General features: G+C 42.2%; 23 protein-coding genes and 1 other annotated feature. Of the genes, 7 read left to right on the forward strand and 16 right to left on the reverse strand.

The window, feature by feature from the left end:
- The 5 genes from ABDZ72_RS01320 to refZ all read right to left on the reverse strand — a co-directional run bounded on the left by ABDZ72_RS01320 (position 1) and on the right by refZ (position 5,221).
- Positions 1-207, reverse strand: a complete 207-nt coding sequence (locus ABDZ72_RS01320; RefSeq protein ID WP_010532381.1) for an alpha/beta-type small acid-soluble spore protein — start codon at positions 205-207, stop codon at positions 1-3.
- An 82-nt stretch (positions 208-289) separates the two neighbouring features.
- Positions 290-1,492: a tRNA uracil 4-sulfurtransferase ThiI gene (thiI, locus tag ABDZ72_RS01325; protein WP_343750652.1), complete on the reverse strand. Its 1,203-nt coding sequence runs from the start codon at positions 1,490-1,492 to the stop codon at positions 290-292.
- A gap of 6 nt (positions 1,493-1,498) precedes the next feature.
- The gene (locus ABDZ72_RS01330) at positions 1,499-2,641 is read right to left on the reverse strand and encodes a cysteine desulfurase family protein (protein WP_343750653.1); all 1,143 of its coding nucleotides are present in this window, start codon (positions 2,639-2,641) and stop codon (positions 1,499-1,501) included.
- A gap of 79 nt (positions 2,642-2,720) precedes the next feature.
- Positions 2,721-4,412, reverse strand: coding sequence for a septation ring formation regulator EzrA (gene ezrA / locus ABDZ72_RS01335; RefSeq protein ID WP_343750654.1), 1,692 nt, complete (start codon positions 4,410-4,412; stop codon positions 2,721-2,723).
- Positions 4,413-4,597: 185 nt separating this feature from the next.
- Positions 4,598-5,221: a forespore capture DNA-binding protein RefZ gene (gene refZ / locus ABDZ72_RS01340; RefSeq protein WP_343750655.1), complete on the reverse strand. Its 624-nt coding sequence runs from the start codon at positions 5,219-5,221 to the stop codon at positions 4,598-4,600.
- Positions 5,222-5,344: 123 nt separating this feature from the next.
- Here refZ and ABDZ72_RS01345 point away from each other — a divergent pair, with 123 nt between their 5' ends.
- The gene (locus tag ABDZ72_RS01345; RefSeq protein WP_343750656.1) at positions 5,345-5,839 is read left to right on the forward strand and encodes a GAF domain-containing protein; all 495 of its coding nucleotides are present in this window, start codon (positions 5,345-5,347) and stop codon (positions 5,837-5,839) included.
- A 392-nt stretch (positions 5,840-6,231) separates the two neighbouring features.
- Positions 6,232-6,834, forward strand: a complete 603-nt coding sequence (gene rpsD / locus ABDZ72_RS01350) for a 30S ribosomal protein S4 (RefSeq protein ID WP_343750657.1) — start codon at positions 6,232-6,234, stop codon at positions 6,832-6,834.
- A 94-nt stretch (positions 6,835-6,928) separates the two neighbouring features.
- On the opposite strand, the gene tyrS is transcribed toward rpsD, so the two are convergent.
- Positions 6,929-8,200, reverse strand: coding sequence for a tyrosine--tRNA ligase (gene tyrS / locus ABDZ72_RS01355; protein WP_343750658.1), 1,272 nt, complete (start codon positions 8,198-8,200; stop codon positions 6,929-6,931).
- A 73-nt stretch (positions 8,201-8,273) separates the two neighbouring features.
- Positions 8,274-8,526: a binding site (T-box leader), on the reverse strand.
- Positions 8,527-8,649: 123 nt separating this feature from the next.
- Between tyrS and ABDZ72_RS01360 the strand changes: the two genes are divergently transcribed.
- From ABDZ72_RS01360 to ABDZ72_RS01375, 4 genes are all read left to right on the forward strand, one after another.
- On the forward strand, positions 8,650-11,580 hold the full coding sequence (locus ABDZ72_RS01360) for a transglycosylase domain-containing protein (protein WP_343750659.1): 2,931 nt from the start codon (positions 8,650-8,652) through the stop codon (positions 11,578-11,580).
- Positions 11,581-11,732: 152 nt separating this feature from the next.
- Positions 11,733-12,386: a GNAT family N-acetyltransferase gene (locus ABDZ72_RS01365; RefSeq protein ID WP_343750660.1), complete on the forward strand. Its 654-nt coding sequence runs from the start codon at positions 11,733-11,735 to the stop codon at positions 12,384-12,386.
- Positions 12,387-13,037 (forward strand): acetoin utilization AcuB family protein, encoded by a 651-nt coding sequence (locus tag ABDZ72_RS01370; RefSeq protein WP_343750661.1) that lies wholly within the window; start codon positions 12,387-12,389, stop codon positions 13,035-13,037.
- Positions 13,034-14,203 carry an acetoin utilization protein AcuC gene (locus ABDZ72_RS01375; RefSeq protein ID WP_343750663.1) on the forward strand — a complete coding sequence of 390 codons (1,170 nt, stop codon included), beginning with the start codon at positions 13,034-13,036 and terminating at the stop codon, positions 14,201-14,203. Before ABDZ72_RS01370 ends, ABDZ72_RS01375 begins: the two co-directional genes overlap by 4 nt.
- 108 nt (positions 14,204-14,311) lie before the next feature.
- Here ABDZ72_RS01375 and ccpA read toward each other — a convergent pair whose 3' ends face one another.
- From ccpA to ABDZ72_RS01420, 9 genes are all read right to left on the reverse strand, one after another.
- A complete protein-coding gene (gene ccpA, locus ABDZ72_RS01380) occupies positions 14,312-15,310 on the reverse strand; it encodes a catabolite control protein A (protein WP_343750664.1) in 999 nt (332 codons plus the stop codon).
- Positions 15,311-15,504: 194 nt separating this feature from the next.
- Positions 15,505-16,572, reverse strand: coding sequence for a bifunctional 3-deoxy-7-phosphoheptulonate synthase/chorismate mutase (locus ABDZ72_RS01385; RefSeq protein ID WP_343750665.1), 1,068 nt, complete (start codon positions 16,570-16,572; stop codon positions 15,505-15,507).
- Positions 16,573-16,820: 248 nt separating this feature from the next.
- Positions 16,821-17,240, reverse strand: coding sequence for a YtxH domain-containing protein (locus ABDZ72_RS01390; RefSeq protein ID WP_343750666.1), 420 nt, complete (start codon positions 17,238-17,240; stop codon positions 16,821-16,823).
- A gap of 30 nt (positions 17,241-17,270) precedes the next feature.
- Positions 17,271-17,678, reverse strand: coding sequence for a DUF948 domain-containing protein (locus ABDZ72_RS01395; protein ID WP_343750668.1), 408 nt, complete (start codon positions 17,676-17,678; stop codon positions 17,271-17,273).
- Between the two features lie 260 nt (positions 17,679-17,938).
- A complete protein-coding gene (gene murC / locus ABDZ72_RS01400; protein WP_343750669.1) occupies positions 17,939-19,261 on the reverse strand; it encodes a UDP-N-acetylmuramate--L-alanine ligase in 1,323 nt (440 codons plus the stop codon).
- 387 nt (positions 19,262-19,648) lie between these two features.
- A complete protein-coding gene (locus ABDZ72_RS01405; RefSeq protein WP_343750670.1) occupies positions 19,649-21,841 on the reverse strand; it encodes a DNA translocase FtsK in 2,193 nt (730 codons plus the stop codon).
- A 155-nt stretch (positions 21,842-21,996) separates the two neighbouring features.
- Positions 21,997-22,815 (reverse strand): DUF1444 domain-containing protein, encoded by an 819-nt coding sequence (locus tag ABDZ72_RS01410; RefSeq protein WP_343750671.1) that lies wholly within the window; start codon positions 22,813-22,815, stop codon positions 21,997-21,999.
- Positions 22,816-22,831: 16 nt separating this feature from the next.
- Positions 22,832-23,149, reverse strand: a complete 318-nt coding sequence (locus ABDZ72_RS01415) for a thioredoxin family protein (protein WP_343750672.1) — start codon at positions 23,147-23,149, stop codon at positions 22,832-22,834.
- Positions 23,150-23,285: 136 nt separating this feature from the next.
- Positions 23,286-23,819 (reverse strand): hypothetical protein, encoded by a 534-nt coding sequence (locus tag ABDZ72_RS01420; protein WP_343750673.1) that lies wholly within the window; start codon positions 23,817-23,819, stop codon positions 23,286-23,288.
- 155 nt (positions 23,820-23,974) lie between these two features.
- Between ABDZ72_RS01420 and ABDZ72_RS01425 the strand changes: the two genes are divergently transcribed.
- Positions 23,975-24,415 (forward strand): YtoQ family protein, encoded by a 441-nt coding sequence (locus tag ABDZ72_RS01425; RefSeq protein WP_343750674.1) that lies wholly within the window; start codon positions 23,975-23,977, stop codon positions 24,413-24,415.
- Between the two features lie 348 nt (positions 24,416-24,763).
- Here the strand turns inward: ABDZ72_RS01425 and ABDZ72_RS01430 are convergent, their stop codons facing one another.
- Positions 24,764-25,270: a DUF84 family protein gene (locus ABDZ72_RS01430; protein ID WP_343750675.1), complete on the reverse strand. Its 507-nt coding sequence runs from the start codon at positions 25,268-25,270 to the stop codon at positions 24,764-24,766.

The following is a 25,270-nucleotide window of genomic DNA, read 5'->3' on the forward strand; positions in this document are numbered from 1 at the left end:
TTATTGCGGCATGTTGCCGCCAAATTGTTGTTCAGCAGTGTTCACAAGGCGCTTTGTGATCTCACCGCCAACAGATCCATTTCCACGGGATGTTGTATCAGCACCAAGTTGAACGCCAAATTCCTGTGCAATTTCTGTCTTCATTTGATTCAGTGCCTGTTCTGCACCAGGTACGACTAATTGATTTGAACTGTTATTACTTGGCATGTCTTTTCACCTCCTTGTACCCCTATATTGTGTACTGGGAGGCTTTTTTAAACTGGTAGTTTCTGTTAATTATTTTTTGTATTTAAAACAAATCGTGAAACACATCTTCGGTTCCTGTTTTTCCGGTTAATGTGACGACATCGGTGTGATCAACGGCTTTTCGCAGTAGTTCTGAAAAATCAGCCTGATCCTCAATCTCATTAACCTTTTCTCTTGAAGGCCTTGTTTTTGGTGACTTGGGAACAAAAATGGTACAACAATCTTCATAAGGACGAATGGAAATATCAAACGTTGCAATGGTCTTGGAAATCTTAACGATGTCATCTTTATCCATCGCAACGAGCGGGCGTAAAACAGGGTAATTCGTCACTTCATTGATGGTATTCATGCTCTCCATCGTCTGGCTTGCCACTTGCCCCAGACTTTCACCGGTAGACATGGATAAAATCGACTCTCTTTTGCAAATTTGCTCACTGATACGCATCATCATCCGTCGCATAATTGTCATAGCATATTTTTCAGGCATTTCACGGTGGATATGCTGCTGCACATCGGTGAACGGAACAATATGAACCTTTATGGTATTGCCATAGTGTGTCAGTTTTTCCGCCAAATCCAACACTTTTTGTTTCGCACGTTCGCTTGTGAACGGTGGAGAATGAAAATGAACAGCCTCTATTTCGACCCCGCGTTTCATCGTTAGAAAACCTGCAACTGGGCTGTCGATTCCACCGGATAAAAGCAGAAGCGTTTTACCGGATGTGCCAACTGGCAGCCCACCTAGGCCGGGGATAATGCGTGACGTGATATACGTTGCTTCTTTACGGATTTCAACCTTCAGTTCCATATCAGGCTCATGGACATCAACCGAGAAACCAGAGGTAGAACTGAGCAGATGAGCACCCAGTATTTGGTTCATTTGCTGTGACCGGATTGGAAAGTTTTTATCAATACGTTTTACGGTTACTTTGAACGTGCGGACATCACGTTCGTGTTGTAATGCCCAAAGCGCAGCAGCCTTTATTTCATCTTCATCGTTGCTGACTTGAATAGCCGGGCTTAGGCTATGAATTCCAAATACTTGTTTACACTTGTGAATGATTGCTTCCGAGTCATGACCATTCAACAATACAAACATTCTTCCTTGAGTCCGTTTCACCACCGCATGTGGGAAATCTTCCAGCTGTTGTTTTAAATTGTTCTGCAGCTGAAGTATAAAACTTTTTCTATTTTTGCCTTTTAGTGCCATTTCTCCATAGCGTATTAATATATGATCGTATTCCATTGCTATCTACTCCATTACTGCCTTAAATCGACCGATGGCTTCTTTAAGCTCTTGAAAAAAGGTATTTATTTCGTCTTCTGTTGTATCATACGAGAAACTGACGCGCAATGCCGATGTGGAACGATCCCGACCATATCCACACGCTGCAAGTATTTTGCTTTCGTCTTCCCTTTTCGATGAACACGCTGATTTGGTTGATACATAAATGCCCTTCTCACCAAGCATATGAATCAGAACTTCCGGTTTCAGACCTGGAATCGATATGTTCATAATATGTGGTGCTGCCTTTTGCTCAGGCGTGTTAACCAGCACATCTTCCATTGTGTAAAGCTTATCCCGTAGCTGTGCCTGTAATTGTGACATATGCCGGATGCCGACTTCTCGACGTTCAATGGTCAGTCGCAATGCTTTGACCAATGATACGGCACCGGCGACATTTTCTGTTCCCGACCGGAATGACTTCTCCTGGCCACCCCCATGAAAAAGCGGGAAAAGAGTCGTGCCATTTTTTACATAAAGAAGGCCTGTTCCTTTTAATCCATGCAATTTGTGTCCAGAAATCGTGCATAAGTCAATTCCACTTTCAGCAAGATCCAAAGGCACTTTGCCCACTCCCTGCACATTATCAACATGGAAAAATAACTTTGGATACTGTTTGGCGACCTCTCCAATTTGTTTAACAGGTTGTACAGAACCAATTTCATTGTTCACATGCATGACACTGATTAAAATGGTGTCATCGGTGATCGCGTCCTGCACATCATCAGTAGATACGACACCTTGAGCATCAACCGGCAAATACGTAACTGTGAACCCCAATCGCTCTAATCCGTGAAAAGCTTCATGAACAGAAGGATGTTCCACCTCCGTTGTAATGATATGGCTCCCCCGGTTCCGGTGTTCCAACGCAATTCCTTTAACAGCAAGATTATTGCCCTCCGTTCCTCCAGCAGTAAAGATCATTTCATCCGGCTGCACTTGCAAAAGTTCGGCTGCCTGTTCCTTTGACCGCTGCAGTAATTTCTCTGCTTCTCCGCCGAATGGATGGATACTGGAGGGGTTAGCAAAAAAATGTTCAGAAACTTGCTGAAAACTGTGTAAAACTGAAGGATCAGGTCTCGTCGTTGCGCTATTGTCCAAATAAATCATGTGCATAACTCCTTATCGTTATATCTAAGTTGATGACTTCGGGATAACCCGGGGAATGAACCATTATTTAAACGGCATGTTAATTGGCAGTCTTTTGAAATGCTTCGATTCGTTTTAACGACCCTGGATCGGCCTCTTCAACAGCTTTGGCAGCCTGTTCTAGAGCGAGTTCATATTCGTAGGAACGAAACAGCCGTTCTGCTTCCGACAGTTTAGAAGCCAACGATGAATTTTGACTTCGATACCGATTGGCATATTGGATAACCTGTTCGGTCAAATGGGCTTTATCAAGCATCGTATCCGTTTGTTCTGTGACATCACCAATAACTGATTGCGCTTCGGACAAAGCTTGTTGCACTTCTGTCATATCAAGCGGTTGTTTTTCAAGGATGTCAAATACATGTGTATTTTTTTGAACAGCATGTTCCACTTTATTCCAAATATAACTCGGAACCCCCGGTATATTGCTTTTCTTTAATTTACGCTTCACATGAAAGAGTTCATCTTTCATTTCCCCCAGCTTTTTCCTGGCTTCCATCTCATCCTTTCGCAGATTATGAATACCTTCTTTTAATAATTCATGCGTCTTCTGAAGCCCCTCTATCTCTTGAAACCCCTGTTCAAGTTCATCCCGTAATTCTGAATGCGCCGCACTTTCCTGCTTCAATCCATTTGTTATCTCTTCCAGCTGGTTTTTCAGTTGCGCTATGGACCTATCCAAGGCGATAAATTTCTCCATATCACTATCTTCAACGTAATAACTTTGCTTCAAAGTTTCTATTTCTTCTTTGGTCATTTGGAATTCATTATCCAGGGATTGCAACAGATCACGGAAATTGTTTATCTTCGTTTCCACATAATTTTTGGCGAGTGCTTCCTTTTCAAGCAGCTGATACATATCATCTATGCGTTCTTCCACTTCAGGTATAATGTTATTTGCTTCTTGTGTGTCGCCTTTATCTAAAGCTTTCATGCATGCCGTAAGTCTGTGCTGATAATCATATAATTCTTTTTCAAAATCGAGATGATCTATCCGGTAGCCATCATTTTTCATCTCTCGTAATCCTTTGTACAGCTCATCAAGTTGTTCCGGCAGGTCATATTTGCATTTTTTGTAGGTAATAGGAAATTGCTCCATCTCAGTATGAAGGGAATCCAATTTTTGTTTTACATGTTCAGCAAGGTCCCTGGCTTCAGAATAATTCCCTGCCTCGGTAAGATCATAATATTGTTTGAATTCGTCTTCAAGTTCGTCCAGTGTCACTTCAAAACTTGTCTCCGCTCCACCGAATGAGAACCGATTCTGAATTAGGTATTTCCGCAATTCTTTTATATCTGGTTCTATTTTTTCAGCCTCTTTGCGTGCGGATTCCTCTGAGCTCATAAGATGTTCAAGTTCCCCAAGCATTTTTTCTATATCGTTTTCAATCGTTTCCAATGTTTGCTCCGCATGCCGCAATGTTTTTTTGGCCTTGGAAAACCGATATTTGTCCGCTGCTTCTTCCGCATCAAAAAAATATTCTTCAATATCAGGAAGGTCTTTGGCGATAATCTGCTCCCAGTGGGCTTTCCATGACTCGAATTTATCCTGTGTTTCACCGGACAAATTCAAACGTTTAATGCGGCCCAGTTCCGCGGCAATGTTCCGATTCATAATATCCATCTTCCATGTTTCAAGGCGATCAACGACATCATAAATACGTTTTCGCATAATCAATCCAATAATAAGTGCAATGACTGCTAATACAATTATTCCTATGACATATGCCATAAAAATGCCTCCTGACCGTATTCCAGCAGATAGAGGAATTTTTCAATATAAAAATAATTTAGTTCTTTTTCTGAAACCGAGAATAGTAGTAATGCAATAATACCACGTCAACAGCATTTTTGGCTAAAAAAATCCAAAAAAATAATTGATTCGACAACTTTTTTGCACACGTTCTGACAATCATTTTATTTAATACTCTGCGTGTTTTCTTGCCAGACGACAAAATCAAGCCATTTCTCCACTGTTTGCGTATAATGTTTTACAAACTGTTGGTGAGAGAAGTCACCAATGACCTGATCCTTCCATTCATTTCGCATGACGTACGGAGTCACCAGCATCCCTTTTAATTGCATCAGAAAGAATTGTTTTTGCTGGTGTCTCTTCTTCCCGTCAAAAATGGCATAAAACGCATGGCTGATCAAGTAATTTTCTTTCGCCAAGTAGGTGACGGTCACTTCTCGAACAAATACGGAGTCAAGTGACAGTTCACGGTGTATAAAGCATGATAATTGATAGTTCTCCTGTTTGTACTGTATGATATCTGCAACTATATTCTTCAACTGATGAAGGGGCGCCAGTGACTTATTTTGCTGCATGCTTGCCTCAATGGTTTCCAAGTACGTTTCATAATATTGGGTGACGGCATATTCGAGAAGCCCTTGCTTGCTGTTGAAATAGTAGCTGATTAAAGACACATTGACATTGGCTTTGGCCGCAATATCTCTGACGGATGTTCCGTGAAAACCGTGCTGAAAAAATAACGACGATGCTGCATCAATAACGTTTTGTTTCGTTGGATTCTTTTTCATGCCTATTCAACTCCTTACCTGCTTCTTACGACGAAATAAGCAAAAATCCTCCCATAATCGCTCGACAATTATCATCTTCCTGTCGAACAATAAAACGATATGGGTACTAGAAAGGAAATGATTATGTTTCAAAGGGATTCTTACTCAGGTGACCGAACAAACGATTACAAACGTCTTATCAACCAATTACAGGCACTATCCGAAGATGAAACAGATACAATTGCTTTGTTATCGAACGCCTCTGCACTGTTAAACCAATTTCTTGATGAAGTGAATTGGGTCGGATTCTATATCTGGAATGACCATGACAGCGAATTGGTTCTCGGCCCATTCCAGGGACTTCCAGCATGTATACGGATCGCTTATGGAAAAGGTGTCTGTGGCACGGCCATTAAGGAACAGGTGACAAAAAGGGTTCCTGATGTTGCAGCATTTCCCGGCCATATCGCCTGTGACAGTGCCAGCCAGTCGGAAATAGTTGTACCACTTTTTATGAATGGTCAGATCTTTGGTGTTCTTGATATCGACAGTCCGAACATCAATCGCTTTGACGAAACTGATCAATTTTATCTGGAGACATTTACAGCGGAGTTAAAACAATTTATCACAGAAAAATAGAACACCTTACTTTATTGACCGGCTTTCATTGTAAAGACATTCTGTTAAAAGTGCCCATACAGAACCTTTGAATAGCGGAATCGAAAAAGAAAGTACAATGGTTGACTTCCCGATTTATAGGTTATATACTATTGGTTGTGTAAAATAAAAAAGTAGCCTATGTGAACCGGCATTGCCCCCATTTTGTTCCTCTTGCAAATAAACTATGGCAAACGGAACAAAAAACGACTCAGACACTGCATAACATACGGAATCAATCCATTTATGAAAGAGGTGTATCACGTAACTCTCTGCTGCTGGAGCGATGGTACATGAAAACAAAATGGACAATGATCAGGAACACGGTCGTTTATTTTATGCAAATAAACCAATAACAAAGGAGGAAATGTCCTATGGCACCAATTAAGGGATCTGACTGGAAAAAATCCCGCCGCCTCGGCATTTCATTAACCGGAACCGGCAAAGAACTTGAAAAACGCCCTTATGCTCCAGGTGAGCATGGACCTAATCAGCGCAAAAAAATGTCTGAATATGGGTTGCAACTGCAAGAAAAACAAAAACTTCGCTTCATGTATGGGCTGAATGAACGTCAATTCCTCAGCCTGTTTATGAAAGCCGGAAAAATGAAAGGTGTTCATGGCGAAAATTTCATGATTCTCCTTGAATCCCGCCTGGACAACCTTGTATACCGTCTTGGCCTTGCCCGTACACGCCGTCAGGCACGCCAAATGGTAAACCATGGCCATATTAAAGTGGATGGCGGACGTGTTGATATCCCATCCTACAGCACAAAACCTGGTCAGGTCATCAGTCTTCGTGAACGTTCTCAAAACTTGGACATCGTTGATGAAGCCATCGAAGTGAATAACTTTGTACCGGACTATCTGACATTTGATGAGGATAAAAAGGAAGGGAGCTATACCCGTTATCCTGAACGTTCCGAGCTTCCTGCCGAAATTAACGAAGCGCTTATCGTTGAATTCTACTCTCGTTAATGTAACAAATTCAGTAAATAAAAACCCTGAAACCTTTCCGAAGAAGGTTCAGGGTTTTTATTTTCGAAACCAATTCAGGCATCCTGTTGTTGCTCTAGATGAAATGGACTAAAAAGTATTTTTTCTTGCCACGCCGGATAATCGAAAATTGGCCTCCAATGCGGTCGGAGTCGCCCACAACATATTGTAAATCCTGCCGTCGTTCGCCGTTAATGTAGATGGCTCCATTTTGGATATCTTCCCGTGCCTGGCGTTTAGATGAGGCAATGGACGCATTTACAAGCAAATCAATCAAACCGATATCCTCCTTCGCCATGTCATAGGTCGGTACATCCTTGAACCCTTGCTGAATATCATCCACAGATAAATCTTTTAAATTACCACTGAACAAAGAATCGGTTATTTTTTGGGCTTGGTGCATATCTTCATCACTATGGACCATTATGGTCATTTCTTCAGCCAGCCGTTTTTGTGCTAACCGTTGTTCCGGACGGTTGTCCAGTTCCTTCTGCAATTCATCCAATTCATCCTGCTCCACGAATGTAAAATAATGCAAAAACTTCATGACATCACGGTCATCCGTATTGATCCAAAACTGGTAAAATTCATATGGTGTTGTTTTTTGCGGATCAAGCCAAATGGCCCCGCCTGCTGTCTTGCCAAATTTACTGCCATCCGCTTTGGTAATCAGCGGGACGGTCAACCCAAATACATCCGCGTCTTCTTCTTCCGATTCCCGGGAACGACGGATCAGTTCCATGCCAGCTGTAATATTGCCCCATTGATCACTGCCACCAATTTGCAGGCTGCAGTTTTCTTCTTGGTACAATTTCAGATAATCAAGCGACTGGAGAATCATGTAGCTGAATTCGGTATACGAAATCCCTTCTTCAATTCGGGCTGACACCGATTCTTTGCCTAGCATATAATTAATGCCAAAGTGTTTACCCGCGTCACGGAGAAAATCAATAATCGTCATATTGCTGAGCCAGTCATGATTATTCCGAGCACGTGCTGCATTGGTCCCACTGTCAAAGTTAAGCAATCGGCCCAGTTGCTGCTTAATGTTTTCCGAATACCTAAGTACTACCGATGCTTCATTCAAAGAACGCTCGGATGACCGGCCGCTCGGATCGCCTATCATTCCCGTTCCCCCACCAATTAAAGCAATTGGCTTGTGGCCGGCCCGTTGGAAGCGTTTCAGCATAATAATCGGTAACAAATGGCCAATATGCAAACTGTCGCCCGTCGGATCAAATCCACAGTACAAGGTTACCTGATTCTCGTTTAAATGGGTTCTTAAAGCTTCTCTGTCTGTTGTCTGTTGAACAAGCCCACGTTCTTCAAGGTCATGTAGAATATCCATTTTTATACCTCCACTTTGTCAAATCTCGCATCATTTCACTTCACCGAAAATAAAAAAACGCCCCTTGCATAAGCTAAGGGACGAGTATTGTACTCGCGGTACCACCCTTGTTGCACATGAATCGTTGTGCCACTTCAGGATTCATAACGGTGTTGACGCCGTCTTCTCAAGGACAAGGCATAATCAAACAAACGAGATATATACCTATTCCTAAAAAAGAAAAGCTCCAGATTGTAATTCACTTGCAAATATATACTGACTTCCACCACCCGTCAGCTCTCTGAAAAGGGATTTGCACAGCTACTCCGATCTTTCAGTGCTTATGATTTATTATTATCCATTCATTCTTACCATATCTGTCATATAAATGCAATATTTCTGCAGCAACTTAATATACAACGGATGATGCTGCTATGCTATAATAGGTTTGATTCAGGGGAGGTTTTATAGTGAACATCAAGCAATCATGGCAAAAATATATAAAAAAACTTCAAACAACATGGGACAGAATTCGTTCACATCGTTATACAGAAAAAGCGCAATCCGTCTGGCAATCAGGCCGAATTCAACAAACATCACGCATTAGTTATGATGTCGTTTGGAATATTATTTTATTTTTCCTAATGATTATAATTATAAGTGTATTTTTTGTCGGCGGTGTCGGTGCAGGCTATTTCGCATCCCTTGTTAAAGACGAACCTGTACGGGCGTACGACAGCATGGAACAAAACATTTACAACTATGAAGAAACGTCATCTCTTTACTTTGCCGATAATACATATATTGGGGATATACGCAATGATTTGTACCGTGAGGAAACGTCACTGGAGCAAGTGCCAGACGTTTTACAACATGCTGTCATTGCCACCGAAGATAAATATTTTTACGAACATGATGGCGTGGTGCCAAAAGCCATCGTACGTGCCCTCGTTCAACAAGTGACAAGTGCTTCAACGCAATCAGGTGGAAGCACAATCACCCAGCAGCTCGTCAAAAATCAGATACTGACCAACGAGGTGTCTTTTGAACGTAAAGCAAAAGAAATTTTAATTGCCATGCGCCTGGAGCGCTTCTTCGACAAAGATGACATCCTGGAAGCCTATTTAAATGTTGTTCCTTATGGTCGTAATGCTTCGGGTGACAATATTGCTGGCATTCAGACTGCCGCAAAGGGCATATTCGGTGTAGACGCTTCGGATATTAATCTGGCACAAGCGGCTTATCTTGCTGGTTTGCCGCAAAGTCCTTCCTACTACACACCCTTTCAAAACAAAGGCGGGCTAAAAAGCAAAAAAGGGATTCAGCCTGGAATCAACCGGATGAATACTGTATTGAAAAGAATGTATGATGCAGACTTTATTACGAAAAAACAATACAACCAAGCACGAAATTATGACATTGTAAACGATTTTACCGAAAAATCATCAACACCTGCTGAAGCGTATCCATACCTGACCCAATTGGCACAGAAGCGTGCCAAAGAAATTATTCAGGAAAAATTGGCCAAAGATGATGGTTATACGATGCAGGATCTGAAGAATGATGATAAATTAATGGAAGAATACGCCACGCGTGCTGACCGGGCGCTTCGACAAAATGGATACGACATTCAAACAACCATTAATCAAAATATGCAAGACGCCTTTCAAAAAACAGCTAAAAACTATAATTATTACGGCCCAGATTGGACGGGGTATATAACGGACGATGAAACCGGCGAACGAAAAAAAATCACTCAGCAGATCCAGACAGGCGGTATTCTGATCGAAAATAAAACCGGTCGGATTATCAGCTTTGTCGGTGGACGGAATTTTGATAAAAACAGTTCTTTCAATTTTGCCTTTCAGGGTGAACGATCAAACGGAAGTACCATGAAGCCAATTCTCACCTATGCACCGGCATTTGAAAAAGGGATTGTCCAACCGGGAACACCGATTGCTGATATCCCGACAACCTATTCGACATCAGCAGGGCCTTATACACCGCAAAACTATGCCGGTGGCTATCACGGCATTGTTCCAGCAAGAAAGGCTCTCTACAACTCATATAACATCCCGGCGGTGAAAACCTATGATCGCATTAGAGATCAGGATCCGGTCAATGAATTCCTGAATCCAATGGGGATTACTACCATTGGTGATGAGGAATACAAACATCTGTCGCTCAGTATTGGGGGGACAAATACAGGCGTTACCGTTGAAGAAAATGTCAATGCCTTTGCAACCTTTGCCAACCAAGGAAAGTTTGTGGATGCGCATGTCATTGAAACGATAACAGATCAGGAAGGCAACACCATTTTTGAGCATAAACCAAATCCAGTTGATGTATTTTCACCGCAGACAGCGTACTTAACGTTGGATGTCATGCGGGATGTTATCGACCGGGGAACAGGGACGTATCTACAATCACAACTAAAATATAATGGTGTTGATTGGGCCGGCAAAACTGGTACCTCACAAAATTATAAAGATGCTTGGTTCGTCGGAGTGAATCCAAATGTCTCCATGGGGGTTTGGACTGGCTACAGCGAAGAAAAAAGTATTCGATGTCGTTCGTGTTCATTAAGTTACAGCCAAAGAAACGAAAAACTGTGGGCAAAATTGATCAATGCAGCATCGGATATCAATCCGGATCTGGTGGCACCTGATCAAAGCTTTGAACGCCCGGGTGGAATTGTCTCCCGCAGTTACTGCGCCATTTCGGGGAAACGTCCATCCAAATTATGTGAAGAAACTGGATTGATCCAAACTGATATATTTAATGCCAAATATGTACCAACCGAGAAAGATGACAGCCTGATGAGAGGCTCTTTTGTCATGATGGATGGCAAAGCCGTCATTGCCGGAGCCAATACTCCTAATGAATTTGTGGAAGGCGATGGTATTACCTTTAATCCCGATTTTCTGGAAAGGAAAGGGTATGACCAACTCAATGACCTTTCTGCGCTATATCCAAGCACCAATCAAGATGCTTGGAAAAAGATTGGACTACCGCCCTCAGATGTCAGCAGCAAAACAATCGAGGATGATGGTCAGAACCCGTCCGCACCTGGTTCCGTTTCCATTTCCGGCAACAAGCTGACATGGCAGGATTCAAATAGTAATGACGTTGTCGGTTATCGCATTTATCGTGCCAGCAAGCCTGGCGATTCTTTTCAGCTTGTTGGTAACACAACAGAAACATCATTCACGTTTTCCGGTCAAAAGGGGGTGTTCCGTGTTAAAGCCGTTGATTATTTCGGGCTGGAATCACAAACATCCAACGACGTCATTGCCGGTAATGTCTCTGAGCCTGGTAAGGAACAGAAAAGCGGCGATGATGAAAAAGACGGGAATAACAATGATGACAGTCAAAAAAATAATGACGAGACCAATGATTAGCACTAAAACAGCAACTGATGAACGAAGAGGAACGCTATGCCTCTTCGTTTTTTCTTCATTTTTATTTTTTCAACACTAAAAAATAAAACTATTATTCTGTATAATGGAAACCAGAAACAGGAAGGATCAGTTAAAAACAAGGTGGTGAACCATTGAAGCACGAGAAAACATATCATTACGACATACGCGATACGCCTGATGGTCCGATTGTCATTGAAGGACCACTTTCATCAGCGGAATTAGGAACGTACCATTTCCATGAACATCTGGTTGCTTTCCGTCCGGCTCCCAACCAATTTGAAGCCATCCAGAGCATCGCCGATTGCCCGGAAGGAAGGATTATTATTGCTAGAACAGAGGGGACCATCATAGGTTATGTTACGTATTTGCATCCTGATCCAATGGAACGTTGGTCGGAATACAACATGGAAGATTTGATGGAATTGGGAGCCATAGAAGTCATCCCTAAATACCGAGGTGCGAAGATAGCTTTAGGACTGCTGGACGTCTCCATGATGGATGAATACATGGAAAACTATATCATTATTTCCACCGAATACTATTGGCACTGGGACCTTGATGGCACGAGACTGAGTGTATGGGACTATCGGAAAGTGATGGAAAAAATGATGGCCTCGGGCGGTCTGCTTCCTGCACCGACCGACGATCCGGAAATCATTTCTCACCCGGCGAATTGTTTGATGGTTCGAATCGGCACCCGCGTTTCCGAAACATCCGTGAGCCAATTTGATGAACTGCGATTTTTGCAACGGAGTCAATACCATGACATGAGGGAGGCTCTATAGATGCTCGTTGAGAAGATTATGAAAACAGAAGTGATAACGCTTCCCCCGACAGCAACAATAGCTGATGGTTTAAACACGTTAAGAGAAAATCATATCCGGCATATTCCTATAGTTAATGATAATGAACAATTGATCGGATTGGTATCAGACCGTGATGTTAAAGAGGCGTCCCCATCTATTTTTATGGAGGAAAACAACCATCACCTGTTAAAAAATGAACTGCAATCGATAATGAGTCAACCAGTTATCACCGTCCACCCATTGGATTTTGTAGAAGAAATCGCCAAAGTTTTCTATGATGAGGCCATTGCCTGTCTCCCCGTTGTCAGCAACGATACGCTGACAGGAATCGTTACAGAAAAAGAGATGTTGTATACGATGATTCAATTAACCGGAACGAATGTACAAAGTTCCCAGATCGACGTAAAAGTTCCGCACAAACCCGGAATTCTACCGGAAGTGGCAGCCGTTTTCGGACAGCGCAAAACAAATATAACATCTGTCCTCATGTACCCGTTCAATGATGATCCTAATTACAAAATACTTGTCTTTCGCGTTCAAACCATGAACCCCGTTCCGTTAATACAGGATTTGCGTGATGCTGGTTACGAATTAATGTGGCCGAACAATATAGCGGAGCCCAAACTATGACATGCCGCACTGCTGCTTTCATTTATACAGATCAGTTTATAAAGTATCATTTTCACTCAGATCATCCATTTAATCAACAACGGGTCGCCTTGACAAAGGATCTACTGGAGGCTAGCGATTTACTGACAGCACAAGAAATCATTGAACCACGAAAGGCAACAGACGATGAAATCGCGCTATTTCATACACCTGAATACATTGATGCCGTTAAAAAGGCAGGGACTGGCCAACTGTCTGAGGAACAAGGAATGGCATACGGTTTGGGAACAGAGGACACGCCGATGTTTTCCGATATGCATAACGCATCCAGTTATCTTGTCGGTGGTACATTGACCGCTGTGAACACAGTTCTTCAAGGAGAATCGTGTCATGCATTGAATTTAGGCGGTGGTCTTCATCACGGATTCAAACAGAAAGCAAGCGGTTTCTGTATTTATAATGACGGAGCCATTGCCATTCAATACATTCGAGAAAAATATGATTTGAAAGTGCTGTATGTGGATACGGATGCTCATCATGGTGATGGGGTGCAATCAGCCTTCTATGATGATCCCAATGTATGCACGCTTTCCATCCATGAAACCGGACGCTACCTATTTCCGGGAACAGGAAGTATTAATGAGCGCGGCATCAAAAAGGGGCATGGATTTTCATTCAACATTCCCATTGATGCTTTCACCGAAGATCATTCTTTTCTGTCGGTTTACGAATCAGCCTTCCGAAATGTGGCGGCGTTTTTTAAACCAGATGTGATATTGACACAAAATGGGGCTGATGCTCATGTATACGATCCGCTCACCCATTTATGTGCTACAACCGCAACATTTGAACATATTCCGATGATTGCCCATGAATTAGCCCATGAATACTGCAATGGACGCTGGATAGCTCTCGGAGGGGGAGGGTACGACATGTGGCGAGTCATACCGCGTACTTGGGCTCAAATTTGGAATGTCATGAAAACGGGAACCATTCAACAAGGGGCGCTGCCGGAACCGTGGCTGAAGAAATGGCAAGCTGAATCACCAGTGACTTTGCCAGACATGTGGCATGATTCAAAACATATCGTACCAAACATCCCAAGAGAACCCGAAATAACAGAAAAAAATGAGCAGATTATGCAAGGTGCAATGAAATACGCCCGACAAAACCCCATTAACATGTAGAAAGGCAAGTGTCGCTCTCCATTATCCGGCACTTGCCTTGCATTTCTCCAACCCATAACCTGTTGCAACCGCCATAAGGTCATTTCATCTTTTCTTATATCGGCCTTTTTACTCGTTTGTTGAATCCCTTTCAACAATCCGATGCGGAAGAACGACTTTATTCTCCTCGACTTCTTCATTATTCATATATTTCGTTAGCAGACGCATGGCAACAGCGCCAATATCATACATTGGCTGGACAATGGTAGATAACGTTGGACGGACCATCGTTGCCAGTCTTGTATTGTCAAACCCAACAACTTCAAGGTCATTCGGCACGCAATAGCCTTTATCCTGTGCCCCATGAATAACGCCCAGTGCCATTTCATCGGATGCTACAAATACAGCAGCAGGCGGATCTTCTTTCGTTAAAAGCTGTTCTGCCGCTTCCATTCCTGAATCATAGGAATAGTCACCTTTGAGAATATATGCATCATCAGGAGAGATGGATTGTTCCTCCAACGCCCTCATATAGCCATTGTATTTTTGTCTATTAATCAACGTATCATCAACACCTGAAATAAAGGCAACCCGATCATTTCCTTTGGTCAGCAAATACATTGTTGCTTCAAATGCGGCAGCTTCATAGTCGATGTTCACCGATGGAATTTTGTTTGTTTCGTCGTATGTGGCTGCTAGAACAACCGGCACCGATGAACTTTGAAACTGCTCCACATGATCTTCTGATATATCACCGCCCATAAATAAAATACCGTCCACCTGCTTTTCCAACATAGCATTGATCAAGTGCAATTCTTTATCTTTATTTTGATCAGAATTACTCAGTATAATATTGTATTTATACATTGTCGCAATATCTTCAATGCCACGTGCCAATTCAGCAAAAAAGATGCTGGAAATATCCGGGATAATGGCGCCGACCGTTGTTGTTTTTTTGCTCGCCAATCCGCGGGCCACCGCATTCGGGCGATAGCCAAGCTCTTGTATCGTTGTTAGAACTTTTTTGCGTGTCACCGGTTTAACGTTCGGGTTTCCATTGACAACTCGCGAAACCGTTGCCATAGATACGTTCGCTTCTCTTGCCACATCGTATATCGTTACAGTCATGATTTTCCTCCTAGCCAGTTTACCATTTCGATTCCTTTTGCTAATATGATACGCTATATTACCGTAAAACACAAAAAATTTAAAGACTGAACCCCGTATTCATGGCCTTTTCACCATAAAAACGACATCTGTCATATTTGAGGGACAGATGTCGTCATTCCGTGAATCTTTTTATTGCAAAACGATTAGTCGGTTCAGCGTTTGGCATACGCCTGCAGTTCATCTATAAATTGTTCGAATGTCGGAATGTCAATTTGTTGTGCCGAATCAGACAAGGCTACCGCTGGATCCGGGTGAACCTCTGCCATAACCCCGTCAGCACCAATGGCCAAAGCAGCTTTCGCCGTCGGAAGCAACAGATCGCGCCGGCCTGTGGAATGGGTCACATCCACCATAACAGGCAAGTGTGTTTCTTGTTTCAAAATAGGTACGGCTGAAATATCCAGTGTATTTCGTGTTGCTTTTTCATAAGTCCGTATACCACGTTCACAAAGGATGATGTTACCGTTCCCTTTTGAAATGATATACTCCGCTGCATTCAAAAACTCAGAAATGGTCGCAGACATACCGCGTTTCAGAAGAACAGGTTTGCTCACTTCGCCGGCTTTTTTAAGCAACTCGAAGTTTTGCATGTTTCTGGCACCGATTTGAATAACGTCAAGGTAGTCAACAGCCTTTTCAATATCTGCAGGATTGACAATTTCACTGACCACAGCCATGTCCATTTCATCGGCAACTTTTTTCAAGATTTGAAGTCCTTCGATCCCGAGTCCCTGGAAATCATATGGCGATGTTCTCGGTTTAAATGCGCCGCCACGCAGTAAATTAATTCCTTTACGTTTGACTGCTTTGGCAACGTCCATTACCTGGTCATAGCTTTCAACGGAGCAAGGCCCCATAACATGGTGCAGATTGCCATCGCCTACTTGCTCTCCCCTTATATTAATTACGGTATTTTCAGGTTTTTTCTTGCGGGAGACAAGCAATGCTTTACGATGATCATCTTCCTGCAACTCAAGGCTTGCTTTGAATATTTCTTTAAAAATATGTTCAATGGTTGAGTCTTCAAATGGACCTTCATTTTTCGATTTGAGTTCATCCAGCATTTTGCGTTCCCTAACCGGATCAAATCGGTTGATACTTTGTTTATTTTTCACTTCGCCAATTTCTTGAGCAATTTCAGCACGTTGGCTGATCAATTCCAACAGTTGTCCATTTATGCTGTCTAATTGCTGTCGGAGCTGTTCCAAATCATTACTCATGATATTACCCTCCTACTATATGGTTGATCTGAAAATAATTTAGATTGGAATAATTAGAGACAATTATATAGCATAGCTTTTTCATTGTCATCCCTTCATTTAAATTTCATACTTTTATCACGGTTTAACACTTTAACGAAAGAGTTATTATTTTATTCCGACAAAATGAAGGCCGGGAACCATTCACCGGCCTTCCTATGTTTATTTGCACATATAGTATTTTGTGTTAACTCCCGAGTGATGGGTGTTTACGTTAATGTATGCTCTGTTCCTTCATCTGTTGCAGCTGTTTCACTCTGTGCATCATCATTGTTTTGGTTTTCCCCGTCTTTTGATGATGTCATCGCTTGTGCTTTCTCTGTCAATTTCGTTTTGGAATCGACTGCTTTTTCCTTCAACTCAGCGCCTTTCTCATAGGCTTTATCTTTCCATTCAGATCCTTTGTTGACGGCTGTATCTTTTATTTCTGTTCCTTTTTCATATGCTTTACCTTTCCAATCGCCAGCACGAACCTTTAGATCCGACGCTCCGGAATTTATGTCATCACGAAGTTCATTGCCGGACTTCGGAGCGAGCAGAAGTGCTGTAAGAGCACCCCCAATAGCACCAATCATAGCACCAAGAGCAAATTCATTCCCGTTAAATCCTTCTTCTTCATTGTTCCCCATAATTATTTCTCCTCCTTTGGCTTTCATTTTTTATTTATTCTTTTTCTTTCTCCAAAAATCCACAACGGCATTTCCCCACTTTAATGCTTCCGAAGCCTTGTCCTGATCATAGGCAGCTGCTTTGGAAACACTGTCAGACCATTTCTGCAGGGATCCGTTAAGGTCACTGGCTGTTTTTCCAATTCCTTGCGCACTGTCAAATAAACCATTTAACTTCTCCGATTTTTGATTAACATCATCGGCCAGTTTATTCGTCTTTTCCAGCAGTTCTGATGTTTCTGTTGTGACCCCCTCCATCTGACTTTCCAGATTTTCCAATGTCTGCGTAGCATTCATCATGGTACGCTGCATGGATTTCAATGTCATGACTGTGTAGATGACAAGTACTGCAAATGCAACAGCAGCAATAAGTACAGCAATATACAGCAATAATTCCATTTTGTAATCAGCTCCTTCCATTCAGCAGTCAGTTGGATGCATGATCGGGTATTTACGTCCAGACTGACGACACTGGCTGTTCAGGAAAGAAAAGAATCTAATAACCCATTCCCTTCATCCAATAATTTAAACATACCAGTCGTACCATCATTCCACACAACCACTCACTCTTACTATAACGAATTTTTTCTTCAATTTCGATAAATATGCTGAAATTTATTACAAAAATTAAAAAGGCCTGCTTCACACAGGCACTTTTTTCAAGCATTCATTTGGCCACTCATAAAAGACGTGAGATAGTTCTCATACGCTTCTTGAAACTTCTGGATATCCCCTGCTCCCATAAAAAGAAGAACACTGTTTTCTTGACACGAAAGCAAATCTGTATTGTACAAATTTAGGATAGTGCTGCCATCAATACGCTTCTGCAGATCATAAATGGTGAGTTTTCCGCTGTCTTCCCTTGCGGATCCAAAAATATCGCATAAATAGACTTGATCAGCCAGATTTAGGCTGTCGGCGAATTCTTGCAAAAACGTTTTTGTACGAGTGAATGTGTGCGGTTGAAAAATAGCAGTGATGTCTTTATTTGGGAATTTCCTCCGGGCCGCATCGATAGTAGCGGTAATCTCTTTTGGATGATGGGCATAATCATCCACAAGGATTTGATGGCCTATTTGTTTTTCTGTGAATCGTCGTTTGACACCCGTGAAGTTTTGAAGATGTTTGATCGTTTCGGTCTTCATGTCTTCATAATGACAAATAGCAATGACAGACAATGCGTTCAGAACGTTATGATTCCCAAACATCGGGATTTCGAACGTGTCATAATACGTATCACGAACAAATACATCAAATGCTGTGCCTTGTGCTGTTTCCGTTACATGTTGTGCCTGAAAATCATTTGTGCCCGAGAACCCATAATGGATAACCGGCACCTTGGTTTGTATCTGTTGCAGCTGTTTATCATCCCCGCATGCAATGATTCCCTTTTTCACTTGATCAGCCATCATTTGGAAAGCTTGAAAAACGTCATCTATACTCGTAAAATAATCCGGATGGTCAAAATCTATATTTGTCATGATCGCATAATCTGGTTTATAGCTGAGAAAATGACGGCGGTATTCACATGCCTCAAACACAAAATATTTGCTGTTCACATGCCCTTTTCCAGTTCCGTCACCGATTAAATAAGACGTCGGAAAGGATGCATCAAGAACATGAGCTAGCAAACCTGTCGTCGATGTTTTCCCGTGAGCACCTGTCACAGCAATACTTAAAAATTGTTCCAACCACTCCCCTAAAAATTCATGATAACGATAGAACGTCAAACCTTTTCGACGTGCTTCCAATATTTCAGGATGATTTTCAGAAAAAGCATTACCCGCGATGACGATGCAGCCATCATTGATGTTCGTTTCTGAAAAAGGGAAGATTGGAATGTTTTTTTCCTCAAGTGCTTTTTGTGTAAAAAATCGTTTTTCCACATCAGAGCCCTGTACCTTCTCGCCGGAGTCATAAAGAATATGGGCAAGAGCGCTCATTCCGGTTCCCTTAATACCAATAAAATGGTAAGTTGTCATAAAAAGAACCTCCAAAAATATGTCTGAAACAAATGCCGTAATAACCAACGCTGACCGCTAGCCGACAGCTATTCAGCAATTATAGCAAAATGTTTCTCAGAATGAAATATGGACCATGTAATTGACTGTAATTCCAGTTTCCTATTATTCTGTATCTCTTTGCGGGAGGAAACCATTTATTACATGATAAACATAACCGGTTTCTGTTTCCCTGAAGAACTGGTCGCTTTACCACATTATATACATTAGTGACCACGAATGTTCTTCTTGCCAATTTTCTGTTGATTTTTTCTGCCAAAATTTAAAACTGCTAATACGAGCCGGCTATCATCAATACTATTTCATACACGCTATGATATATCAATCATACGAAAACATACAAATGAATTAATAGCTTTCTATTTGGTCAGCTGTCACCAATACATCGCGCGGCTTGCTCCCGTTTTGTTGTGCAATAATACCCTGGTTTTCCATAGCATCCATCAATCTTGCAGCTCGGTTATAACCAATTTTGAAATGCCGCTGTAACAGTGATGTACTCGCACTATTGTTCTGCACAACAAAGTCAATGACATCATCAAGCAAATCATCCGTTTCATCATCGTTGGTGACCTGAGCCAACAGCTGCTCCTGTTCAAATTGATATACCGGTTCGGCAATGGACCTTGCGTAATCAGTGACCCGATCAATTTCATCATCAGAAACAAAAGCACCTTGGATACGCACACTCTTACCCGCTCCATTTTCGGTGAACAACATGTCTCCGTTACCGAGCAACTTTTCAGCGCCGCCGTTATCGAGAATGGTTCTTGAATCGACTTGTGACGATACACTGAAAGCGATTCGTGTAGGGATATTTGCCTTAATCAGACCGGTAATAACATCAACAGACGGACGCTGTGTGGCTAGTAACAAATGAATACCACAAGCTCGCGCTTTTTGAGCAATCCGGCTAATAGCATCCTCCACATCCTGTGGCGCGGCCATCATTAAGTCAGCAAGCTCATCAATAACGATAACGATAAACGGTATTCGTTCGTCCTGGCGGTGCTCGCGAGCCATTTTGTTATTGAATCGTTCCATATCCCGGACGCCTTCCCGAACAAAGGCATCATAGCGCTCCTCCATTTCATTGACCGCCCATTTCAAGGCTGCTGTCGCTGCTTTAACGTCCGTAATCACCGGTGATATAAGATGCGGGATACCATTGAACGGTGCTAATTCAACCATTTTTGGATCAATCATTAAAAATTTCACGTCATCATGATGCGCTTTATATAAAAGGCTGATTAAAATGGAATTGATACAAACACTTTTGCCCGATCCGGTTGCCCCCGCTATCATTCCATGCGGCATTTTTTGAATGTCCGTAACCTTTACAGCGCCCTCAATGCTTTGTCCAAGAGCAACTGTTAAAGGGGACTTACTTGATTGAAAAGGCTCTGAGTCGAAAATTTCCTGCAGTCCCACTTTTTGAGCATGCTGGTTGGGAATTTCAATACCAATTGTATTTTTCCCGGGAATAGGCGCTTCCATTCGAATATCTTTCGCTGCCATATTCATTTTTAAATCATCACTCAAATTTTTGATTTTGCTTACTTTAACACCCGGCTCCGGCTGTATTTCAAATCGTGTCACCGATGGCCCTTGGGTGGTGCGAACGACTTTTGCCCGTATATGAAAATGATCTAGCGTTTGTTCAAGAAGTTCCTTTTCGCTGGTTAACCATTGTTCATCCTGCACACTTTCAGGCTCAGGATCATCAAGTAAATAGTACGGCACAACGCTAGCTTTTTCTGCTTCCTTATTCGGTTCAGACGCACGGGAAGGTTGTGGCTTTGGCCGACTTTGGGACTTCCTCTTATCATTGGTTGACATCATGACATTAAATGGTAAAGTCTGCTGATTCGTTTGTTGTTTATCTTTTTTATTTGCAGAACGACTTTTGTTCCGGTCCGTTTTTCGCTGTTGTGGTTGTGGTTGTTGCACCGGTTCATGCTGCTCGTTTTCAGTCTTGTCTTCAACATGTTTTGGTTTTTCTTCTTCTTTTTCTTCTTCTTTTTCTTCAGGAAGAGACGGCTCAACGGTTGCAGCTGCTTGATCCATTCTGTCTTCAGCTATGTTGTTCTCCGACTGCGCTGTCTTGAATTCAGGTTCCTGGTAGCCATCCTGTTTCCGCTGATAGGCTGGAATATCGATATCTTTTTCTTCCGGTTGTTCACGTTGCTGAAACCCAAAAATAGGAGAGGGAACATCACTCGGTTCAAATGGCTCGCTATTATCCGGCTTATAGATTTTCCTATCTTGCTCTGCTAACGGTTCAGACTGCTGTTGAGTCGAATCCGTTTCGTTTGATTGTTTTCGAGTGTATGCTGGTCGTTCTGTGTTATTCGGTTCCTCTCTGGATGGATGATCAGGGATGACAGGAAAGCGAAATGGCTTTCTAGCAGGGTATTGGTATGTCATTTTCGTGTGGAGTTCCTGTTTGCTTTCTTCCCATTCCGCTGAAGTTGTATCATGTTTATCTTCGTTTTCCGCAAATAAAAGGCTGCTGATTTTCTTTTTCCATCGATCCCACATATATTTTCACTCATTTCTATCAAAATAGCACTATGTTTAGTTTAACAATATTTTGTCTCGAATGGGAGTACAAAAAAACAACCCTTGCCTCAAAAGACACAGGTTGTTCATGAAATCAGGCAGCATTTTGGGTCTAAAAAACTCCCATTCGTATATCATTCTTTTTCATTCTTTTCCGGTCGGTTTTTGGCCAGTATGAAGACAGGCTCCAATGTTTTGTCTTCATAAATAAACGGCAATGATGTGATAGGGATCCGACCTTCTGCAAAAAATTTCATCGTCATTTGTGCCAGTATATCGTAACCGGCCTTATTTTGTATATCCGCCAAAATGAGCACATCCTGATGCGGAACAGCCACCGCAAGTTCCCCTTTGGCATCGGCCAGCATTTCTTCCAAAAATGCTTCATTTAAAATTCGGCTCGCATCATAGCCATCCTGCTTCGCAACAAAATAAAAATCATTTTCGGCCACCGTATCCTTTTTGAAATCGTTGTCCAGCGACCGTACATTAAATGAAGCTATTTCATCAATCCAGCTGTAAGACCAATTTTCTTCCTCCAGCAAGGCTTCATCAATGAGCCGATAAGATTTACCGAGATCCAACGCATAAAAAACACGCGTCTCCGCCGTATGCTCTCTAAAAACAAGCGTGGAGCCAGCATTGGTTTCCGTCGGGAAAGATGTTGCACGAATGACAGGATAAATCTGTTTTTCTTTGCCCGACAAGTCATGCTCTTCATGCATGATTTTTAATGCTTCGATAACATGTTCCTCAAGATCGTCAACAGCAGCCTCGCCACGCTCATTATATTTAGAGACAACATTGGGAAGGGTGATCGTTATTCCTTGCCCTGTATCTTGCCATTCAATGCGGAAGGTATCCTTGTCGCGATTGTATGACGTACGAAATTCCGGCTTCGCAAGGCGTGCTTCCATCATTTTTTTCATCTTTAGGCTGGTCATCTTTGCCATCTGCTAGCACCTCCGTTCATCCGTTCACTTCCTCCATAAAGGATTCGATTTCTTCTTTTGTTTTTCGATCTTTACTGACAAACCGGCCTGCTTCTTTACCGTTACGAAACGCGATAAAGCTTGGTATGCCGAAAACATCATACGTCTGGCACAGATTGATAAACCGATCGCGGTCGACTAAAAGAAACGTATAATCAGTGTAAGTTTCTTCAATTTCCGGTAATATTGGTTCAATAACACGGCAGTCCGGGCACCAATCAGCAGAAAATACAGCAACAACGTGTTTGCTATCAATATAATATTGAAATTGTTCCATTGATTCCAATGTTTTCATTTCCATCCACCTCCATTGCCATTCCCATCATATCCAAGATTCCCGTCTGATTCAATCGTCCTGATGGCAATCATTCCCGATACATTCAAATAAAAAAGACAGAAAGATGCTTGCTCCACCGTTTGTTAAAAAATAGTTACTCACTTTGATTGTTGCTCAAAGCTATGGATCGTGCCATTTTCATCATGGATTCAGCATCGCTTTGAAGCGTTCTTTTCGGCGTGTGAGTTGTTATTTTAACGCCACCAATGCCTGTTTGCAGTTCATATTGATCATCGTCATTAGCAGGCATAATTCGAATATAGCCGAATTTCTTTTTATCGCTAAAGGAATCCAGAAGCAATGCCTCATCTGATTTCGCTTTTGCTGCATTATAACTCTGTTTGCTTTTTGATCCTTCAAGCTTATTATAAAAAACAATATATGTTTGATCGCCATCTTTTAAAATAATATTATTTTCCTCTTCTTTGACAACGTTTAAACCAGATGGTACATACATGGATAATGTATCCAATTTTTGATTATTCTCAATATCACTATCCGCATGAAATAGCTCTTTCGCTTCCTCCCCTGCATTTTTGACAGCTTCCTTTTCCGATTGCATGAAATTACACCCTGTCAACAGAAGAACACTTCCTATGATGATCAGGATTACATATACTGTTCGCAATGTTTTGCCTCCAAGTCCATTTCTTATCCTCATCTTATGATACTACGATTTTTTAATTTGGCAAGGTGATAAATTTCCATGAATCCCTCTTTTGATTGCATTGTTCAGAAAACCAGTTAAGATGGAGGAAGATAGGATAAAAGGAGGCGATTTTCTTGGAACTGATGGTCTATCTGGCAGGCCAGATTCACGATGACTGGCGAGAACAGCTGAAATCAAAGGCTGCGGAAAAAAAGCTCCCATTAACGTTTGTTGCCCCACAGACCAATCACGAACGATCCGACAATATCGGTGAGGACATATTGGGAAAACAGCCGGGAAATATGTACAGAGACGATGCAGCATCCGCCATTAATAACTTTCGCACAGAGGTGATGATGCAGAAAGCGGACATCGTTATTGCTCTATTCGGAGAAAACTATAAACAGTGGAACACGGCCATGGATGCCAGCACTGCCATCACCATGAACAAACCAACCATTATTGTGCGACCTGATTCGTTAGTCCATCCGCTGAAAGAATTGTCCAATAAAGCAAATGTCACCGTAGAAACGATCGATCAAGCTCTTAAGGTTCTTGACTATTTGTACGATTAAAAAACGGGACTGGGACAAGACTAAACAACTCACTTCTAAACACGAACAATATAGTTAAGACGTAGTCACCGCTCCGGAAAAACACTACGCTTTCCGCGGGCGCTGATAAGCCTCCTCGTGCTCGTCGCACTGCGGGGTCTTATCTAGGCTTTTCATCCCGCAGGAGTCTTCGTGTTTTTCCTACGCTAAACGAAAAATCCGAACCGATTCAGACTTTTTTGGATTATAGTTCGGATTTTTATTTTACTAAACATCTTTTGTCCCAGCTCCGTGTTAACACAAAAGTGGGAAAAGCAATTGAATGCTTTATGGCAATAGGTCAGTAAGCTTCTCTAGAAAAGAAGTATCTCACTTCCAATAGTCCCACTGACCATTTAACAGCCTGATAACGTGAACAAACATGTCTTTGCGTTCCATATGCTCATTGGTGAAAATTCCTATGGCACCTTCCTCATGACGCACGTTCTGCCGCTGGGCATAGCTGTCCATCACATCACCAAGTTCTCTTCCGGCTGTGAGTTCATTCTTTATATGTTCAGGCAACGGAATCCGAGCTCCACTGGCAGTGAAAACGGTATGTTCAGCAGTGACGAGCGCGCCCCAATTGCACAAATGCAGCACACCACCGACAGTCATGACACCACCTTCCAATCCAATCCCGACATCAGCAGACGACGTCGTTTTCATGCATTCGGATGCTCGGTTGATAGCACCCTGTCTTGTTTCCGCGTCTGAAAACGGCTGGTTGTTTACCAATGACGGAACATTGTTGGCCACGACGCTGTCTGAGAAAAAAACGTCCTGAACCGCCGCTATTTTAGCAGGATTTGTTGAACCAACTGCAATCTTCATCAT

The sequence above is a fragment of the Lentibacillus halophilus genome (genome assembly GCF_039522485.1).
Lineage (GTDB): Bacteria > Bacillota > Bacilli > Bacillales > Amphibacillaceae > Lentibacillus > Lentibacillus halophilus.

What these genes read in the sequence shown, in the direction of transcription:
- ABDZ72_RS01320 (WP_010532381.1), bottom strand. Translation starts at nt 207, where the DNA reads ATGCCAAGTAATAACAGTTCAAATCAATTAGTCGTACCTGGTGCAGAA.
- thiI (WP_343750652.1), bottom strand. Translation starts at nt 1,492, where the DNA reads ATGGAATACGATCATATATTAATACGCTATGGAGAAATGGCACTAAAA.
- ABDZ72_RS01330 (WP_343750653.1), bottom strand. Translation starts at nt 2,641, where the DNA reads ATGATTTATTTGGACAATAGCGCAACGACGAGACCTGATCCTTCAGTT.
- ezrA (WP_343750654.1), bottom strand. Translation starts at nt 4,412, where the DNA reads ATGGCATATGTCATAGGAATAATTGTATTAGCAGTCATTGCACTTATT.
- refZ (WP_343750655.1), bottom strand. Translation starts at nt 5,221, where the DNA reads ATGAAAAAGAATCCAACGAAACAAAACGTTATTGATGCAGCATCGTCG.
- ABDZ72_RS01345 (WP_343750656.1), top strand. Translation starts at nt 5,345, where the DNA reads ATGTTTCAAAGGGATTCTTACTCAGGTGACCGAACAAACGATTACAAA.
- rpsD (WP_343750657.1), top strand. Translation starts at nt 6,232, where the DNA reads ATGGCACCAATTAAGGGATCTGACTGGAAAAAATCCCGCCGCCTCGGC.
- tyrS (WP_343750658.1), bottom strand. Translation starts at nt 8,200, where the DNA reads ATGGATATTCTACATGACCTTGAAGAACGTGGGCTTGTTCAACAGACA.
- ABDZ72_RS01370 (WP_343750661.1), top strand. Translation starts at nt 12,387, where the DNA reads ATGCTCGTTGAGAAGATTATGAAAACAGAAGTGATAACGCTTCCCCCG.
- ABDZ72_RS01375 (WP_343750663.1), top strand. Translation starts at nt 13,034, where the DNA reads ATGACATGCCGCACTGCTGCTTTCATTTATACAGATCAGTTTATAAAG.
- ccpA (WP_343750664.1), bottom strand. Translation starts at nt 15,310, where the DNA reads ATGACTGTAACGATATACGATGTGGCAAGAGAAGCGAACGTATCTATG.
- ABDZ72_RS01385 (WP_343750665.1), bottom strand. Translation starts at nt 16,572, where the DNA reads ATGAGTAATGATTTGGAACAGCTCCGACAGCAATTAGACAGCATAAAT.
- ABDZ72_RS01390 (WP_343750666.1), bottom strand. Translation starts at nt 17,240, where the DNA reads ATGGGGAACAATGAAGAAGAAGGATTTAACGGGAATGAATTTGCTCTT.
- ABDZ72_RS01395 (WP_343750668.1), bottom strand. Translation starts at nt 17,678, where the DNA reads ATGGAATTATTGCTGTATATTGCTGTACTTATTGCTGCTGTTGCATTT.
- murC (WP_343750669.1), bottom strand. Translation starts at nt 19,261, where the DNA reads ATGACAACTTACCATTTTATTGGTATTAAGGGAACCGGAATGAGCGCT.
- ABDZ72_RS01405 (WP_343750670.1), bottom strand. Translation starts at nt 21,841, where the DNA reads ATGTGGGATCGATGGAAAAAGAAAATCAGCAGCCTTTTATTTGCGGAA.
- ABDZ72_RS01410 (WP_343750671.1), bottom strand. Translation starts at nt 22,815, where the DNA reads ATGGCAAAGATGACCAGCCTAAAGATGAAAAAAATGATGGAAGCACGC.
- ABDZ72_RS01415 (WP_343750672.1), bottom strand. Translation starts at nt 23,149, where the DNA reads ATGAAAACATTGGAATCAATGGAACAATTTCAATATTATATTGATAGC.
- ABDZ72_RS01430 (WP_343750675.1), bottom strand. Translation starts at nt 25,270, where the DNA reads ATGATGAAGATTGCAGTTGGTTCAACAAATCCTGCTAAAATAGCGGCG.